Source organism: Sphingomonas trueperi, from assembly GCF_011927635.1.
GTDB classification, from domain to species: Bacteria; Pseudomonadota; Alphaproteobacteria; order Sphingomonadales; family Sphingomonadaceae; genus Sphingomonas; species Sphingomonas trueperi.
Genome location: NZ_JAATJB010000020.1, coordinates 10,931 through 27,868, shown reverse-complemented (window position 1 = coordinate 27,868; position 16,938 = coordinate 10,931). Strand labels below are relative to the sequence as shown.

Below are 16,938 nucleotides of genomic sequence, written 5' to 3'. Positions count from 1 at the left end.
AGCGCGATTGTTCGAATTGCTCGGCACGATCGCGCGCCTGTTGCTGCTGCTGTTCAAGGATACGCTGCGCTTCGCGATCGACCTGACCGGCCGATTGCGCCATCGCCGCCTGTGGCAGCAATATCCCGAGCGATACAACGACTATACGCGTCGTCGACCACTGCCCCTCCAGTGTCGATAACTTCCCCACAAATTGGAGATTTAGAGAGGTTTATTTATATATTCCAATATGTTCGTGCTTAATTCAGCAGTAACCAATCCCCATATCAAAGGACCGACGCCTTAGGGTCGGCGATAGCCGATCCAGATTTACCCCGGCCGACTTGCGGTTCACCACATCTCTGCGAGCGGGACTGTTCGGGACCAGCAGCGGACAGAAACTCAGCGTCACATAGCCATCTCGACGGACATGCCTAAGAGCAGCAGCCCCGACCGATCCGCGAAAGTGGACTTGCCTCTTAGCTCCAGTCTGATCTTTGGACCCGTTCCCGCTCATCGCGATAAAATAAACCCGAAATGCTGATGGTACTTTTGCTGGTACGAGCCCGTTACCACCCATAGGTTTGCATTTTTTATCAATGGGATAGGTCATTTTCACAGCGACCGTAGGGGTCACCATTTTCAAGCAGAAAATGGCGAAATATAGCCCTTTTGGGCAATTTGGCTTGATGGCACCCCACAATTGGTCCCACACATTCTGGTTGCTTTAGCGGCATGATGTGACGCGTCCTCAGCAGTTAGAATGATCCTCACCTAGGAGGTTCGCCCGTTCGTCTCTTCAATGGGTGGAGCTTGGAAAGCGGCTATCGCTGAGGTCGAGCCTGATCGCGAGGTCGACCGGCCATGGGACGATCCTGTCGTTCGGAAGCACAATTGCGAATGACGCTTGTGGGACGAAGTTGTCACCCGCTGCCACGACGTATACTCGAGGATGGACGAACGTAGACCGGGTGCGGCCTGGAAGCCTTCGGCATCAAGCCGCGATAGCCGACGTTTCAAGCAAATTGGTCTGCTCGGCAGGTCGGGCACATCTGTACCCGACCTTTGAGCGCATGCCCGATTCCCGTCAGATCGTCGAGCGAACCGGCCGGACGATCAGGGTGTTGACGTCCACGTCCGCCGGCTGCTCCACCGCATAGGCGATGGCGCGGGCGATCGCGTCGGGGGTGAGCGCGATCGCACGGAAATCGACCATCGCCTGCGCCGCGACCTGATCGGTGATCGTATGGGCCAGCTCCGATTCCACCACGCCCGGCGCGATGATGGTCACGCGAATGTCGTCATGCTCCGTCCGCAGCGCCTCGGAGATGGCGCGCACCGCATATTTGGTCGCGCTGTAGACGCCGCAGGTCGGCCACACGGCATAGCCACCGATCGAGGAGATGTTGACGAACTGGCCGCCGCCCTGCCCCTTGAAGCGCGGGAGCGCGGCGGCGATGCCGTGGAGGACGCCGCGAATGTTGACGTCGATCATCCGGTCCCATTCGTCCACCTTCAGGCTGTCGAAGCGCGACAGCGGCATCAGGCCCGCATTGTTGACCAGCACATCGACCCGGCCAAACTCAGCTTCGGTCGCGGCGATGAACGCCTCGAAATCGGCGCGGTCGGTGACGTCGAGCGACCGGAAGGCAACCGTGCCGCCCGCCGCGTTCAGTTCCTCGGCCAGCGCGGCGAGCCGATCGGTGCGGCGCGCGCCCAGCATCAGCTTCGCGCCGCGCGCCGCCAGCAGCCGCGCCGTGCCTTCGCCGATGCCGCTGCTGGCACCCGTGATCGCGATGACCTTGTTCTCGATACCCATGATAGTCGCTCCGGTTCAGACGGACCGAACCCTCGATCCGATGATTCGTGGATGCCGCGATCTGGTCGGCTGGCGGTAGAACGGTCGTGCGAAATGATTGCACGATCTTCCAGATCTGCAGCCCCGAACTGGATCGTTTGCCATCAGCCCTATAGGTTGCCGATTCGAACCTAAAGGCGAGCAAGAGAAGCGGTGATGGCGCATTGGGAACTGGCGGAGCAGATTGCCCGATATGCCGAGCGCGACGGCATCCTCGACACGTCCATCGCGCGCCTTGCGCTGGTCCGCTCGAGCCGGAGCGGCGAGCCGGTGCATATGGTCCAACGCCCGGCGCTGTGCATCATCGCGCAAGGGGGCAAGCGCGTGCTGCTCGGCGACGCGGTGATCGACTATGGCCCCGCCCGCTATCTCGTCGCCTCGCTCGACCTGCCGATCACGGGCGCGGTGACGCAGGCGAGCGCGGATGCGCCCTATCTCTGCTTCTGCCTCTATCTCGACCCCTCCCTGCTCTCGGAGATCGCGCTGACCCTGCCGCCCCTGGCGGGCGCGGAGGATGGCGCCGCAATGACGCTCCACCCGATGACGCCGGAACTGATCGACGCTGCGACGCGGCTGACGGCGCTGCTCGGCGATCCGGCGAACGCGCCGCTGCTCGCGCCGCTGGTCGAGCGGGAATTGCTGGTGCGGCTGATGACCGGACCGGGCGGCGGCGCCCTGCGCGCCATCGCCAGCAGTGAAAGCCGCACCGGACAGATCGCCCAGGCCATTGCCTGGCTCAAGGCGCATTTCCGCGAGCCGTTCAGCGGGCCCCACCTCGCCGCCCTTGCCGGCATGAGCCTGTCGAGCTTCCACGACCATTTCCGCCGCGCCACCGCGATGACGCCGCTGCAATATCAGAAGCAGCTGCGGTTGCAGGAAGCGCGAGCGCTGATGCTGGCCGATCGGCTCGACGCGGCAGAGGCGGGCTTCCGCGTCGGCTATGACAGCCCCTCGCAGTTCAGCCGCGAATATCGTCGCCTCTTCGGCGCCCCGCCCGTCCGCGACGTTGGGCGGTTGCGGGCGAGGCCGCAGATGGCGGTCGCGATTTGAGTGAGGTTCGGAGGACTCTCGATCCTGCGTGGAGCGATCGGCTGCGCCGGCTGCTCGTCGTCGCTTGCAGCGCTACGCCTCCGAGAGGCGTGAACCTTCCGCGCCACCTTCCGCCGCCATGGAACAGTCGGCTGCAAGGCCGGATGCGCACGCTCGTCGCGCGAAACAGCGTCGGTTCATTGCCGCGTTTCCGAAGCTGCAACAGACCCATGCAGGACTGCCCGAAAGCAGCTGGCGCGAGCGGCGCGCCGAAACCAGCATTCAAGAGGACGAGATTTCACAATTTGTCACAATGGAACATAACGCACGCGAACGCCCGATACGCCGCCCTGCTACGGAGGACCAAGGCCGGATGATCTGGCTCGATTGCATTTTCGGAGCAAGTCGATGCGACACCTGTACGTCCTTATCGCCCTTATGGCGACACTCCTTACCGCCCTCATGATGGCCCTCGTCACCGGCACGGCGAGCGCCCAGACGGCGGCTTCGCCGGACCAGGCCAAGGCAAAGTTCGCCGAGATGGATCTCAACCACGACGGCGCATTGAGCCTGGACGAATGGAAAGCCGCTGGGCGGCGCGAACGCGGCTTCAAGATGATCGACGCCGACGGCGATGGGAAGGTAACGATTGCCGAACTGCAGGCTGCGCGCGCCAAATACGGCCGGGGCGGCTGAGCGTAGCGCCGGCGCGGCTGCAAGGACGAGGCTGGCGAGGCTGCCGCGCCGGGCGTTCCATTCTCCCGTTCAAAAGCGACCCGGCTTGCCGTACATTCTCCCGAAACAACTGGAAAAGCATGTCCGAGAGCGCCGGCACCGTAGCGATCATCGAAGACGATCCAGGCATACGCGATCTGGTCGCCAAGCTGTTGCAGCGCGAGCGATATGACGTGTCGGCGCATGCCGGATCGGCGACCTTGCTCGCGATGGGCAATCTCGAGCGGATCGACTGCCTGATCCTCGATCTAATGCTGCCCGGCGAGGACGGCCTCGACATCTGCAGGACGCTGCGGGCACACTGGCCGCGGCTTCCCATTCTGATCGTCACGGCGAAAGACGACCCGATCGACCGCATCGTCGGGCTCGAACTCGGCGCAGACGATTATCTCGCCAAGCCGTTCAACTCGCGCGAGCTGCTTGCGCGGGTACGCTCGATCATCCGGCGCACGCGCGACATTGCGGCGATCCCGGCGGGCGGCATCGGGGAGAATTTCCAGTTCAACGGCTGGCTGCTGCGCGTCGCGCCGCGCGACCTGCTGGACCCTGCCGGCAATCCCGTAACGCTGACGACGGGCGAGTTCGACTTGCTCAACGCGCTCGTGCAGAACGCCCAGCGCATTTTGTCCCGCGAGTTCCTGATCGATTGGACGCGCGGCGGCCTGGCGGCCCCGACGGATCGCGTGATCGATGTTCAGATCGGCCGGTTGCGGCGCAAGCTGGGCGACGATCCGCGCGAGCCGGCGCTGATCCGCACGGTGCGCGGCGACGGCTATCTGTTCGCGCCGTCGGTGACGCGATGCTGAGCTGGCTGGGGCGCACGACGCTGCGCCAGCGGATCGGCGCAATCATCCTGCTCCACGCGCTGCTCCTTACCGGCATGCTGGTCGCGTTCGTACGGCTGGGGCCGAAGGACCACGACCGGCTGTACATGATGCCGGTTCCCGATCGAGTCGCCGCGATCGTCACTGCGTTCGAGCGGGCGCCGCCGGAGACCTACCCCGATCTCGTCCGCGCGTTTCAGGACGACCGGCAGAATGTGCGACTGCTGGAGGACCGCGCGCCGTTCGTCCGCGCCGATGCGGACACGGCCCGATCCGACGCGGCCGCACGCTATCGCCAGGCGCTGGGTGGACGACCGTTCCGTATCGAGGCGAATGGCCATGACATCCTGGGGAGCCTGGCGGAACAGCCGCTATTCTCGAACAGCCCGTTCCGCGTGATCGTCGCGTTGCCCAATGGCAGCGCAGTGGAGATCCAGAGGGCCATCCCCACGCCGGTCAGTCGATTTCTCAAGCGACTGACGATCGTTGGCGTCGCGGTGCTGGTGCTCGACATTCTGGTGATCTTCTGGCTCGCGGCGCTTACCACCGGCCCCGTCGAGCGGCTGGCAAGGGCAGTGCGGCAGGACGATCCCGACGGGCTGGTGACGCACGGTCCGCGCGAAATGAAGGAATTGGGCGGGGCGTTTCTCCAGATGCGGATGCGCCTCCACGCGCTGCTCGATGAGCGCACGCGCATCATCGCCGCGGTCGCGCATGATTTCCGCACGTACCTGACCAGGCTGGAACTGCGCAGCGACTTCATCGACGACGAGGAGCAGCGCGCACTAGCCGAGCGCGACCTGCTCGAGATGCGCAACCTGATCGACGATGCGCTGACCTTTGCCCGGCCGGGCCCCGAATGGGGCGGACAAGGCGCGGTGATCGACCTGCATGCGCAATTGGCCGAGGTCCTGCACACGCGCCGGGAGATGGGCGAGCAGATCCGGCTGGTCGGAGATTGCGTCGGCTGGCGGGCGAAGGTCACGCCGCTGGCCCTGCGGCGGATGCTCGCCAACCTGCTCGACAATGCGGACCGCTATGGCGGCACCGCCGTCACCATCGCGGTTGCGCGCGCGGGCGGGACGATCTTCCTCAGCGTCGAGGACGACGGCCCCGGCGTGCCCGACGACCGACTGCCGGAATTGGTGGAGCCTTTCATGCGGCTCGAATCCTCGCGCGCGCGGCACACCGGGGGCGTCGGATTGGGGCTTTCGATCGTGCAAGCGCTCGCGCATCGCTTCGGCGGAACCCTGCGGTTGGAGAACCGCCAGGAAGGCGGCTTGCGCGCCATTCTCACCCTGCCGGACGCGGACGCCACGGCCGTTACATAAGCTTACAATCCGCGCATATGGATGCGGCGTGGGAGTGGCAAAGGTCGCTCCCATGAAGACCCATCCCAGCGCTTGCCTGCGCGCATGCGCCTCTCTGGCCGTTGCCGGCATGCTCGCAGGGTGCGCGACCAGCCGGGTGAGCAATGTCCAGCGCGCCGCGACGATCCCTGCCGCGCCCGCCGCGATCACGGTCGATGCCGTGTACGCGCCGACCGGCGACGCCAAGGCCGATGCGGCGGGACGCTGGGCTGCCGCGCAGATCGGACGGGACCTTGCCCAGCGCCTGCGCAAGGCAGGGCTCCGCGTGGTCGATCATGATCGCGCGCCGTCGAACGTCGCCCCTGCGCTTCTGAGCGTATCGGTCCACGCGACCGACCGGGGCAGTTTCGTCAAGCGCCTGGCCATCGGCTTTGGCGCGGGCTGCGCGACATTGTCGGCAAAAGTGCGATTTACAGTGAACGGGGATAGCCAACCACAGCTCGCCTTCGACGGTCACGCCTGGACCCAGCCCCGTCCCGGACTGGTCTTGCCGGTCGGGATCGGGCTGGCGACAGCCGGGTCGGTACGTCTGATCCCGCTGGCAGCCAGCGGGACGCTGGGCCTGCGCGAAGGGCTGGGCCGTGCCGTCGCCAGGCTCGACAGGTCGATCCTCCAGCAGCTGAAGCGCCGATACGGCGAAGCGGGCTGGACCTGGCCTTCCGGGGCGGCCGGCGACCAGCACGGGACCGGCGCATGACACAATCGCTGACAAACCCCACGAAGGTGCCTTGCAATGGCACGGTAGAACCGGGGCAGGAAGAAAGAAGGAGCCCTGTCATGAAGCGGTTTTATGCGACACGCCTGGCACTGGCGCTGCTCGCCGGCTGCGGTGCGGCAGTCCTGTTCCCAACGGGTGCCAATGCACAGATCCATCGCCAAGGCCCGCCATCCGGTCGCGCGATCATCGTCGATCGGGGTCCCGCCCGCACGCACGTGGTGGTGGTCGATCGCAGCAGGCCCGGCTGGTGGCGCGGCCAGCCTGCCTTTGTCGGCTATGTCGGCCCGCGCCGAGGATATTATTTCGCGCCCGGCTATGGCTATTACGCGATACCGCGCGGCTATTGGCAGCGGCCCTTCGTTGCGGGCGTCGTCCTGCCGGTGCCGATGCGCGCCTATGTGGTGGTTGCGCCGGCGACATATGGCCTGGCACCCGCCCCCGCCGGCTATGCCTGGTATTATGCAGGGCCCGGTATGGTGCTCGCCGCCACGTCCACCGGCGTGATCGTGCAATCGGTGGCCGGCGGCTGGTGATCTCCTACGCCTGGCCGGCTTGCCCCCCACCCCGAACCGGCCCGGCGGGGCGCCGCGAACTCCGGAGGCGCGGCGCCCACCCCCTTCGATACAAAAGGACCATCCATGGTTTTCAGCAAATTGGTAGCCTCGGCCTCGGCTCTGGCGGTGACCGGCACTGCGATCGCGGCGACGCCGCTCGCGCTGTATCCGGTGAAGATCGGCGCGGAGACCGCCCGCTATGATCGAGGGCGGGTAACCGTCAATCTGGAACTGCCCGAAGGCGCGGTCGAGGTCCGGCCGCTGTCGATCGAGAAGGGCCAGATCACGCTTGGGATCGCCGTGTTCAACAAGAGCCGATGGCCTGGCAATTTCGGCATCGAGAATGTCGACGTCAGCATCAATGGCGTCCCCACCTATCTGCCGACGCATGATCAGTTGATGGCGCAGGCGCGCGACCAGGCGCGCGACCGCAAGATCGCCGCGGCGTTGATCACCGGCGTGGTGGCGGGCGCGGCATCGACCATGTCGAACAGCTACAGCTATCAGCAGCGCGTCTACACGCCGCATGGCGCCTATGGCCGCACCATCCGATGGGAAGACGATACGCCGGGGATCATCGGCGCCACCGCCGCGGTGGCAGCCGGCGCGATCGTGATCCACGGCATCGACCGCAAGCTGGACTATACGCTCGACCGGATCGACGGCAGCGTGCTCGAGACGACGACGGTGGACCCGGGCAACAGCTTTGGCGGGGCCGTGGTGGTCCCCTTCGACAAGAAGATGCCGCTACCGGCAGAGATCCGGATGCAGATCGAATGGAACGGCACGCGCTATCCCTTCGCGTTTCGCCTCTCGCCACAGGGCGTCGCGGTGCCACGTCCCTTCCCCGCCACGCCGCGCGGCGAAACGATCCCCGTGGACGCCGCGCAGCCTCCCCGCCCCTGATCCTGCTCGATCCAGTCCGGAAACCGCCCAGCTAATGACCGACCAGCCTCGCACGCGCCGCACGTCCCGGCGCATCATTCTGATCGCATGCGCCGTCACGATCCTTCTCATCGTCGGCGCGGTGATGCTCGTGCGCGTCCCCAAGTCGGAGCAGGTGGCGGGCGCACCGCCGCGGGTCGGCGTTGCCCGCGCGGCCCGGCAGGACGTGCCACAGACCCTCTCGGCGATCGGCACGGTGCAGCCGGTGGTCTCCGCCACGGTGCGGGCGCAGCTTTCGGGCACGATCTTCGCGATCGACGTCAAGGAAGGCCAGATGGTCGCCAAGGGACAGCGCCTCGCGCAGATCGATCCGCGCCCCTATCGGATCGCGATTGCGCAGGCGCAGGGCAATCTGGCGCGCGACATGGCACAGCTTGCCAACGCTCGGCTCGATCTCGCCCGCTATCAGCGGCTGCTCGCCCAAAATTCGATCGCAAGACAGCAAGTCGACAGCCAGCAGGCCAGCGTCCGCCAGCTCGAGGGCACCGTCACCGCCGATCGCGCGGCGGTGGACAATGCGCGGCTGAACCTGCGCTACACCGATCTGGTCGCGCCGGTCGCCGGGCGTGTCGGCCTGCGCAAGGCGGATATCGGCACCTATGTGAGCCCCAGCGACAGCAATGGCGTATTCGTGGTGACGGTCGAGGATCCGATCGACGTGTCGTTCGCGGTGCCGCAGGCACAGATCGGCCTGCTGATGCGCGCGCAAGGCGCGCCGGTGCGCGCGCTCGACCAGGCATCGTCGCAGGCGCTGGCCGAAGGATCGCTGCTCGCGATCGACAACCAGGCCGATCCCGCCACCGGCACGGTCACGGCAAAGGCGCGCTTCGCCAATGCGAGCGCCAAGCTGTTTCCCAATCAGTTCGTCAACGTCTCGGTGCGGACGGGCACCATCGCCGATGCCGTTACCGTGCCGGTCAGCGCGCTCCGGCACGGCGACCAGGGCGACTTCCTGTTCGTGGTCGGCAGCGACAAGGTGGTGCATCTGCAGCGCGTGAAGACCGGCCCTTCGCTCGGGAACCAGGTCGCCATCCTGTCGGGCATCACTGCCGGAGAGACGGTCGTCAGCACCGGCGCCGATGCGCTGGACGACGGCATGAAGGTCGCGCCGCTGGCGGATCTGGACGCCGCGCGCAAATGAGCAACGCCATGGCCGATCAAGGCCGAGCCAATCCGTCGCGGCTTTTCATCGAGCGCCCGGTGGCGACGACGCTGCTGATGATCGCGATCCTGCTCGCCGGGCTGATCGGCTATCGCGCGCTGCCGCTCTCGGCGCTGCCGGAGGTCGATTATCCGACGATCCAGGTCACCACCAGCTATCCCGGCGCCGGGCCGGACGTGATGGGGGCCACCGTCACCGCGCCGCTGGAGCGCCAGTTCGGCCAGATGGCGGGGCTGGCGCGGATGAAGTCGGTTTCCTCGGTCGGCAGCTCGGTCATCACGCTGCAATTCCGGCTCGACCAGACACTCGACGTGGCAGAACAGGAAGTGCAGGCAGCGATCAACGCCGCCAATGCGCTGCTGCCCAACGATCTGCCGGCCCCGCCCAGCTATGCCAAGGTCAATCCGGCCGACGCGCCGGTGCTCACGCTCGCCTTCACGTCGACCGTGCGGCCGATTCCCGAGGTGCAGGACCTGGTCGACCAGCGCGTCGCCACCAAGATCGCGCAGATGTCCGGCGTCGGCCAGGTTACATTAGGGGCAGGACAGCGACCCGCGCTGCGGATCCAGGCCGACATGGCCGCGCTCGCCGCGCGCGGCATGTCGCTCGACCAGCTGCGCACCGCGATCACCAATGCCAGCGTCAACGCAGCCAAGGGCAGCTTCGACGGCGACGCGCGCTCCTGGATCATCGATTCCAACGATCAGTTGCAGACCGTGGAAAGCTATCGCGACCAGATCATCCAGCATGAAAACGGCGCGGCGGTTCGCATTGGCGATGTCGCCAAGGTGGTGCAGGCACAGGAGAATGCGCGAGTTGCCGGCTTCATGAACGGCAAGCCCGCGATCGTCCTGGACGTGCGCCGCCAGCCGGGGGCGAACGTGGTCGCCACCACCGACGCAATCAAGAGAGCCCTGCCCGCGCTGCAACAGGCGCTGCCGGCGGACGTGCATGCGCACCTGCTCGCCGACCGGACGACCGGCATCCGCGCCTCGGTCCACGACGTGCAGGTCGAGCTGGTCCTCGCCGTGCTGCTGGTGATGCTGGCGATCTTCTTCTTCCTGGGCGACCTCCGCGCCACCCTGGTCGCCAGTGCCTCCGTGCCGCTCTCGATCATCGGCACCTTCGCCGCGATGCAGCTGCTGGGGTTCAGCCTCAACAACCTGACGCTGATGGCGCTCACCATCGCCAGCGGCTTCGTGATCGACGACGCGATCGTGGTGATCGAGAACATCCAGCGCCACCGCGAGGACGGCGCCGGGCCGATGGCGGCTGCGCTGCGCGGATCGGCCGAGATCGGCTTCACCATCGTTTCGCTCACCCTCTCGCTGATCGCCGTGCTGATCCCGCTGCTCTTCATGGGAGACGTGGTGGGGCGACTGTTCCGAGAATTCGCCGTCACGCTCGCGATCACCATCCTGATCTCGGCGGTGGTGGCGCTCACGCTGACGCCGATGCTCTCGGCGCGCTGGCTGCGCGACGAAGGCGAACGCCGCTCGCATGTCTCCACTTGGACGCTGCGCCAGTTCGACCGGCTCGCCAATGGCTATGCCAGGGCCCTCGACTGGGTGCTGGTACGGCAGACGCTGACGCTGGTCGTGTTCGCCGCCAGTCTCGGCCTCACCGCGCTGCTGTTCGTCGCGATCCCCAAGGGACTGTTTCCCCAGCAGGACAACGGCCAGCTTCAGGCCGTGTTCGTCGCCGATCAGGCCGCGTCGTTCGAGGCGATGGCGGCGATGCAGCAGCGACTCGCCGGCGCGCTGCTCACTGATCCTGCGGTGGCGAGCATCAGTGCCGCCATCGGCGTCGATCCCCAGAATGCCGGGCCCAACCAGGGCCGGATGCTGATCAACCTAAAGAACAAGGGCGATCGCGCCCGGCTGAACCAGGTGGTCGGCGACCTGAAGCGGCGCGCGGCGGCGCTGCAGGGGCTGACCTTCCATGTACGGCCCGTCGAGGATCTGACCATCGACACGGAAACTGGGCCCACTGCGTATCGCTTCGCCCTGCAGGGCGGCGATCAGGCGGCGCTCGACCAATGGTCCGCACGCCTCGTTGCCGCGCTGCGCAGCGACCGCGCGCTCGCCAGTGTCGCCTCGGACGTGCAGGCGCAGGGCAATGGCATCACCGTCGCCGTCAACCGCGATTCCGCCGCGCGGCTGGGCGTCAGCGCGGCGGCGGTCGATGCCGCGCTCTACAACGCGTTCGGCCAGCGGATCGTCTCGACGATCTTCACCCAGTCCAACCAGTATCGCGTGGTCCTGGAAAGCGCGCCCGGCGCCGTCACCGCGCCCGTCGATCTCGGCCGCGTCTACCTGCCGACCAGCGGGGGCACGCAGGTGCCGCTGTCCACCGTTGCGCGGTTCGAAGCCCATCCCGCACGACTTGCGGTCAATCGGATCGGCCAGTTCCCCTCCGTGACGATCGGCTTCGACCTCGCGCCCGGCCAGTCGCTCGGCCACGCCGTCGCCGAGATCCAGCGCGTCGAAAGGCGGATCGGGATGCCCGCGACGATCGACACGACGTTCATCGGCTCGGCCGACGCCTTCCGCGCCAGCCTGGCCAATGAGGGCTGGCTGATCCTCGCCGCGATCATCGTCGTCTATATCGTGCTGGGGGTGCTCTATGAGAGCTACATCCACCCCGTCACGATCCTCTCGACGCTGCCGTCGGCGGGCGTGGGGGCGCTGCTCGCGCTGCTGGTGACGGGCAATGACCTGGGGGTGATCGGGATCATCGGCATCGTGCTGCTGATCGGCATCGTCAAGAAGAACGCGATCATGATGATCGACTTCGCGCTCGACGCCGAACGGACCGAAGGCAAGGATGCGGAAAGCGCGATCCGCGAGGCGGCGCGGCTGCGCTTCCGCCCGATCATCATGACCACCTTCGCCGCGCTGATGGCTGCGCTGCCGATGATCTTCGGCCAGGGCATCGGCACTGAGCTGCGCCAGCCGCTCGGCATCGCGATCGCCGGCGGCCTGATCGTCAGCCAGGCGCTGACCCTGTTCACCACGCCGGTGATCTTCCTCGGCTTCGAGCGGCTGCGCAGGCGCTGGAGCGCAGGGCCCGGTGGCGAGCCGGCGGCGGTGCCCGCCGCATGAATATCGCCGCGCCCTTCATCTGCCGGCCGGTGGGGACGATGCTGCTCACGCTCGGCATCCTGCTCGCCGGGATCGTCGCGTTCTTCCGCCTGCCGGTCGCACCGCTGCCCGATATCGACCTGCCGACGATCAACGTCACCGCCACCCTGCCCGGGGCCAGCCCGCAAACCATGGGGTCGAGCGTCGCCGCACCGCTGGAAAAGCGCTTCCAGTCGATCGCGGGCCTCACCGAACTCACCTCGCGCTCGAACGTCGGCATCACCCAGATCACCCTGCAATTCGACCTTTCGCGCAATGCCGACAGCGCCGCGCGCGACGTGCAGGCGGCGATCAACGCCGCACGCGGCGACCTGCCCGCGACCCTGCGGACCAACCCCGGCTATCGCAAGATCAACCCCGCTGCCGCACCGATCCTCATCCTGTCGCTCACCTCCAGCACGCGCTCGCCGGCACAGGTCTATGATGCGGTGGCGGCAACCGTACAGCAGCGGCTGCTTCAGGTGCCGGGGGTCGGCGACGTGCAGCTGGCCGGTGCCTCGCTGCCCGCGGTGCGCGTCGATCTCGATCCCGATGCGCTCAACCGCTACGGCATTCCGCTCGAGGACGTGCGCACCGCCATTCAGTCGAGCGCGGCCAATCGCCCCAAGGGGGTGATCGAGGACAGCAGGACATCGTGGCTGCTCACCACCGCCACGCCGACGCTGCGGGCAGAGGATTATACCGGGCTGATCGTCGCCTGGCGGGGCGGCGCAGCCGTGCGCCTGTCCGACGTCGCCAAGGTGCGCACCGGCCCGGAAGACGTCCGCACCGCCGGTTATTTCAACGGCAGCCGCGCGCTCGACATCCTGATCAGCCGCCAGCCGGGCGCCAACATCGTCCGCACCATCGACCTCGTGAATGCGCAATTGCCCGCGCTGCGCGCCTCGATCCCCGCCGACATCCGGCTCGACCCCGCGGCCGACCTCTCGATCACCATCCGCTCGTCGCTGCACGAAGTGGAGCTGACGCTGGTGATCGCGGTGCTGCTGGTGGTCGCGGTGGTCGGGATCTTCCTGCAATCCTGGCGGGCGACCGTGGTGCCGGCGGTGGCGACGATCGTGTCGCTCGCGGGCACGCTGGCGGTGATGTACCTGGCGGGGTTCAGCCTCAACAATCTGTCGCTGATGGCGCTGACGGTTGCGACCGGCTTCGTCGTCGACGATGCGATCGTGGTGCTGGAGAATATCCAGCGCCATGTCGAGGACGGGATGAAGCCGTTCGAAGCCGCCCTGCGCGGGGCAGGCGAGGTCGGCTTCACGGTGCTGTCGATCTCGCTGAGCCTCGTCGCGGTGTTCATCCCCCTGCTCTTCATGGGCGGGCTGGCCGGGCGCCTGTTCAACGAATTCGCCCAGACGATGACGATCGCGGTGCTGATCAGCCTGGTGCTGTCGCTCACCACCACGCCGATGCTGAGCGCGCTGCTCCTGCGCGGGCGCCCGGTGCGGCGACCGCGCGAGAGCCGCTTCGATCGCCTGTTCGGCGCGGTGCAGCAGGGCTATGCCTGCCTGCTCGACTGGGCGCTCGCCCATCGCGCCGTCACCATCCTGATGCTGATCGCGGCGCTGCTCCTCCAGGTCGCATTGATGGCGGGCGTCCCCAGGGGCCTGTTCCCCGATGAGGATACCGGCTCGACTCTCGGCGCCGTCCGCGCGGATCAGGCGATGGGGTTCGGCGCCCTCGACGAACGGCTGCGCGGCATCGCCGCGACGATCAAGGCGGATCCGGCGGTTGCGAACGTCGTGGCGTTCACCGGCGGCCAGCGCATCGGCGGCGGCTTCCTCTTCCTGACGCTCAAGCCCCAAAGCGAGCGCCGGGCCTCGGCCCGCGACGTGGTGGAACGGCTGCGCCCCGCGCTCGACAGGTTCACCGGCACCACGACCTTCCTCAACCCCGTCCAGGATCTGCGCACCGGCGGCCGGCAATCCAACGCGACCTATCAATATACGCTGACCGCCCCCGATGCTCCCCGGCTCCAAGCAGCCGCCGACCAGCTCGCCGCCGTGCTGCGCGCCCGGCCCGACCTCGTCACCGATGTCGACAACGACATGAGCGCGGGCGCCGCGAGCGCCTATGTCGAGGTCCTGCGCGATACCGCTGCGCGGCTGGGCATTACCCCGGCTGCGGTCGACCAGACCCTGTACGACGCCTTCGGCCAGCGTCAGGTGTCGATCATCTATAGCGGGCTCAACCAATATCATGTCGTGATGGGCGTGGCGCCCGGCATCGCGGCCTCCCCGGACGGATTGTCGCACATCCATGTTCCCACCGGCCCGCTTACGGGCAGCGGCCAGCAGGGGCCGAGCGCCAATCGCGACGCCGCCGGCGGCGCACCCGTCAACACCAAGGCGGCAACGATGATCCCGCTCGGTGCCTTTGCGCGCTGGAGCGATGCCTCGGCCCCGGCGCAGGTCAATCACCAGGGGGGCGTGCCTTCCGCCACCATCGCGTTCAACCTCGCGCCCGGCATCTCGCTCGGCCAGGCATCGCGCATGGTCGAGCAGGCAATGGGCGGGATCCGCGCGAAGGACGGCGATGTCCATGGCGGTTTTGCCGGCACCGCCCAGCTGTTCCAGCGCTCGATGGCGTCGATCCCGCTGCTGATCGGGCTCGCCCTCGTTGCGATCTATATCGTGCTGGGCGTGCTCTACGAAAGCTGGGTTCACCCGCTGACGGTGCTCTCCACCCTCCCCCCCGCCGGGCTGGGCGCGATCGCCACGCTGATGCTGTTCGGCCTCCAGTTCGACCTGATCGGCGCAATCGGCATCCTCCTGCTGATCGGCATCGTCAAGAAGAACGCGATCCTGATCATCGACTTCGCCCTCGAGGCAGAGCGGACGCGCGGGCTGAGCGCGATCGAGGCGATCCGCGAGGCATCGCTGCTGCGCTTCCGCCCGATCCTGATGACCACGCTCGCCGCCGCGCTGGGCGCGGTGCCGCTGGCGATCGGCTTCGGCGCCGGCGCGGAGCTGCGCCGGCCGCTCGGCGCAGCGATCTTCGGTGGGCTGATGGTCAGTCAGGTGCTGACGCTGCTCACCACGCCCGTCATCTATGTCGTGCTCGACCGGTTCGCCCGGCGCGAGCGCCCCCGCCCGGCGCGCACCGTGCCGCCACAGGAAACCTCGCCCGCATGAACCGCGCCTCCCTCCTCCCGCTACTCGCGCTGACCGGATTGGCCGGCTGCTCGCTCGCGCCCGAGTATCAGCGCCCGGCAATGGCGCTGCCCGCGACCTTCAAGGAAGCGCCAGGCTGGACCAGCGCCGCGCCGGCCGACGACGTGGCGAAGGGCGAATGGTGGAAACTGTTCGGCGATCGCGATCTCGACGCGCTGGAGGCCCGGGTCGCGATCTCCAACCAGAACGTCGCCGCCTATGCCGCCGCCTATCGCCAGGCGCAGGCAGCGGTGCGGGAAAGCCGGGCCGGCCTGTTCCCCAGCCTGGACCTCAATGGCAGCGCCAGCCGCAGCGAAAGCTTCGACGGCGGAACGACCGGCATCGTGCCGGGCGGATCGGGCGGCACCGCGACACTCAGTCGCGGCACCACCTCGTCGCTGGCGCTCGGCGCGACCTGGCAGCCGGACCTTTGGGGCCGGGTGGGCAACGCCACCCGGCAGGCCGGCGCGGCGGCGCAGGCGAGCGCGGGCGACCTGCGCAACGCGACGCTGGCCGCGCAGGGCGAGCTGGCCAGCGACTATTTCCAGCTGCGCGGGATCGACGCCCAGGCGGCCTTGCTGGCGGAAACCAGCGCGGCCTACGAACGATCGCTGACGATCACCCGGAACCGCTTCCGCGAGGGCATCGTCTCGCAGGCGGATGTCTTCCAGGCCGAAACCCAGCTCCGCAATGCCCGGGCGCAACAGGCAGATCTCGCACGGCAGCGGGCGATCTACGAGCATGCCATCGCCGTGCTGGTCGGCGCCAACCCCTCGCGCTTCTCGATCGCGCCGGCAGCATGGGACCGCACCGTGCCGCAAGTACCCGCGGTGCTGCCCGGCGCGATCGTCCAGCGCCGCCCGGACGTTGCCGCCGCCGAACGACGCGTCGCGGCGGCGAACGCCGCGATCGGCGTCCAGCGGGCGGCGTTCTTCCCCACCCTGTCGCTCTCCGGGTCCGCCCAGACCAGCGGGGGTGCGCTAGGCAGCCTGTTCTCCGCCCCCGCCAGCCTGTGGTCCTTGGGCACGAGCGCCGCCCAGACTATCTTCGATGGCGGCGCGCGCTCGGCACGTGTCCGGGAGGCGCTTGCCGCGTATGACCAGGCGGCGGCCGCCTATCGCCAGGCGGTGCTGGCCGCGTTTCAGCAGACCGAGGACGCCCTCGCAGCCGTGCGGGTGCTGGCCACCGTCGCCGACGAGCGCGGCGCAGCCGCCACTGCGGCGGTCCAGGCGCAGGCAATCGCGATAAACCAGTATCTCGCCGGCCAGACCGACTATACTGCCGTCGTCACCGCCCAGACCGCCGCCCTCTCCGCGCGCCAGGCCGAGGTGCAGGCGGGGACGAACCGGCAGGTGGCGACGATCTCGCTGATCCAGGCGATTGGTGGCGGTTGGGGAGCTGCGCAAGCGGAGTAAGCGGAGTAATCGGACGTGCAAGCGCGCACCCACCGGCGCATGGTCCGGCGTCGAGAA

Annotated in this window: 13 protein-coding genes; 12 read left to right on the top strand and 1 reads right to left on the bottom strand. The window is 67.6% G+C overall.

The features are described 5' to 3' along the window. Positions 1-7: 7 nt before the first annotated feature. On the top strand, positions 8-181 hold the full coding sequence (locus tag GGR89_RS20260) for a hypothetical protein (protein WP_164542697.1): 174 nt from the start codon (positions 8-10) through the stop codon (positions 179-181). Between the two features lie 885 nt (positions 182-1,066). Here GGR89_RS20260 and GGR89_RS20255 read toward each other — a convergent pair. After that, a complete protein-coding gene (locus GGR89_RS20255; protein WP_125976991.1) occupies positions 1,067-1,798 on the bottom strand; it encodes an SDR family oxidoreductase in 732 nt (243 codons plus the stop codon). Between the two features lie 195 nt (positions 1,799-1,993). Here GGR89_RS20255 and GGR89_RS20250 point away from each other — a divergent pair, with 195 nt between their 5' ends. The 11 genes from GGR89_RS20250 (at position 1,994) to GGR89_RS20200 (ending at position 16,881) form a co-directional block, all read left to right on the top strand. Continuing rightward, positions 1,994-2,887, top strand: a complete 894-nt coding sequence (locus tag GGR89_RS20250; protein ID WP_125976992.1) for an AraC family transcriptional regulator — start codon at positions 1,994-1,996, stop codon at positions 2,885-2,887. A gap of 387 nt (positions 2,888-3,274) precedes the next feature. After that, the gene (locus GGR89_RS20245) at positions 3,275-3,562 is read left to right on the top strand and encodes an EF-hand domain-containing protein (RefSeq protein ID WP_125976993.1); all 288 of its coding nucleotides are present in this window, start codon (positions 3,275-3,277) and stop codon (positions 3,560-3,562) included. Positions 3,563-3,681: 119 nt separating this feature from the next. Next, on the top strand, positions 3,682-4,407 hold the full coding sequence (locus GGR89_RS20240; RefSeq protein WP_125976994.1) for a response regulator: 726 nt from the start codon (positions 3,682-3,684) through the stop codon (positions 4,405-4,407). After that, on the top strand, positions 4,401-5,756 hold the full coding sequence (locus GGR89_RS20235; RefSeq protein WP_125976995.1) for an ATP-binding protein: 1,356 nt from the start codon (positions 4,401-4,403) through the stop codon (positions 5,754-5,756). The genes GGR89_RS20240 and GGR89_RS20235 overlap by 7 nt, the downstream gene beginning before the upstream one ends. Before the next feature lie 109 nt (positions 5,757-5,865). Further along, positions 5,866-6,492 carry a DUF4410 domain-containing protein gene (locus GGR89_RS20230; RefSeq protein ID WP_164521911.1) on the top strand — a complete coding sequence of 209 codons (627 nt, stop codon included), beginning with the start codon at positions 5,866-5,868 and terminating at the stop codon, positions 6,490-6,492. An 80-nt stretch (positions 6,493-6,572) separates the two neighbouring features. Continuing rightward, entirely contained in the window at positions 6,573-7,046 is a 474-nt protein-coding gene (locus tag GGR89_RS20225) for an RcnB family protein (protein ID WP_164521910.1), read from the top strand. A gap of 105 nt (positions 7,047-7,151) precedes the next feature. Then, positions 7,152-7,973, top strand: coding sequence for a hypothetical protein (locus GGR89_RS20220; protein WP_125976998.1), 822 nt, complete (start codon positions 7,152-7,154; stop codon positions 7,971-7,973). Between the two features lie 34 nt (positions 7,974-8,007). Continuing rightward, complete coding sequence (locus GGR89_RS20215) at positions 8,008-9,153, top strand: efflux RND transporter periplasmic adaptor subunit (protein WP_125976999.1); 1,146 nt, start codon at positions 8,008-8,010, stop codon at positions 9,151-9,153. An 8-nt stretch (positions 9,154-9,161) separates the two neighbouring features. Continuing rightward, positions 9,162-12,278, top strand: coding sequence for an efflux RND transporter permease subunit (locus GGR89_RS20210; RefSeq protein ID WP_241218031.1), 3,117 nt, complete (start codon positions 9,162-9,164; stop codon positions 12,276-12,278). Beyond that, positions 12,275-15,448: an efflux RND transporter permease subunit gene (locus GGR89_RS20205; RefSeq protein ID WP_125977001.1), complete on the top strand. Its 3,174-nt coding sequence runs from the start codon at positions 12,275-12,277 to the stop codon at positions 15,446-15,448. The genes GGR89_RS20210 and GGR89_RS20205 overlap by 4 nt, the downstream gene beginning before the upstream one ends. Continuing rightward, the gene (locus GGR89_RS20200; RefSeq protein ID WP_125977002.1) at positions 15,445-16,881 is read left to right on the top strand and encodes an efflux transporter outer membrane subunit; all 1,437 of its coding nucleotides are present in this window, start codon (positions 15,445-15,447) and stop codon (positions 16,879-16,881) included. The genes GGR89_RS20205 and GGR89_RS20200 overlap by 4 nt, the downstream gene beginning before the upstream one ends. Positions 16,882-16,938: the final 57 nt, after the last annotated feature.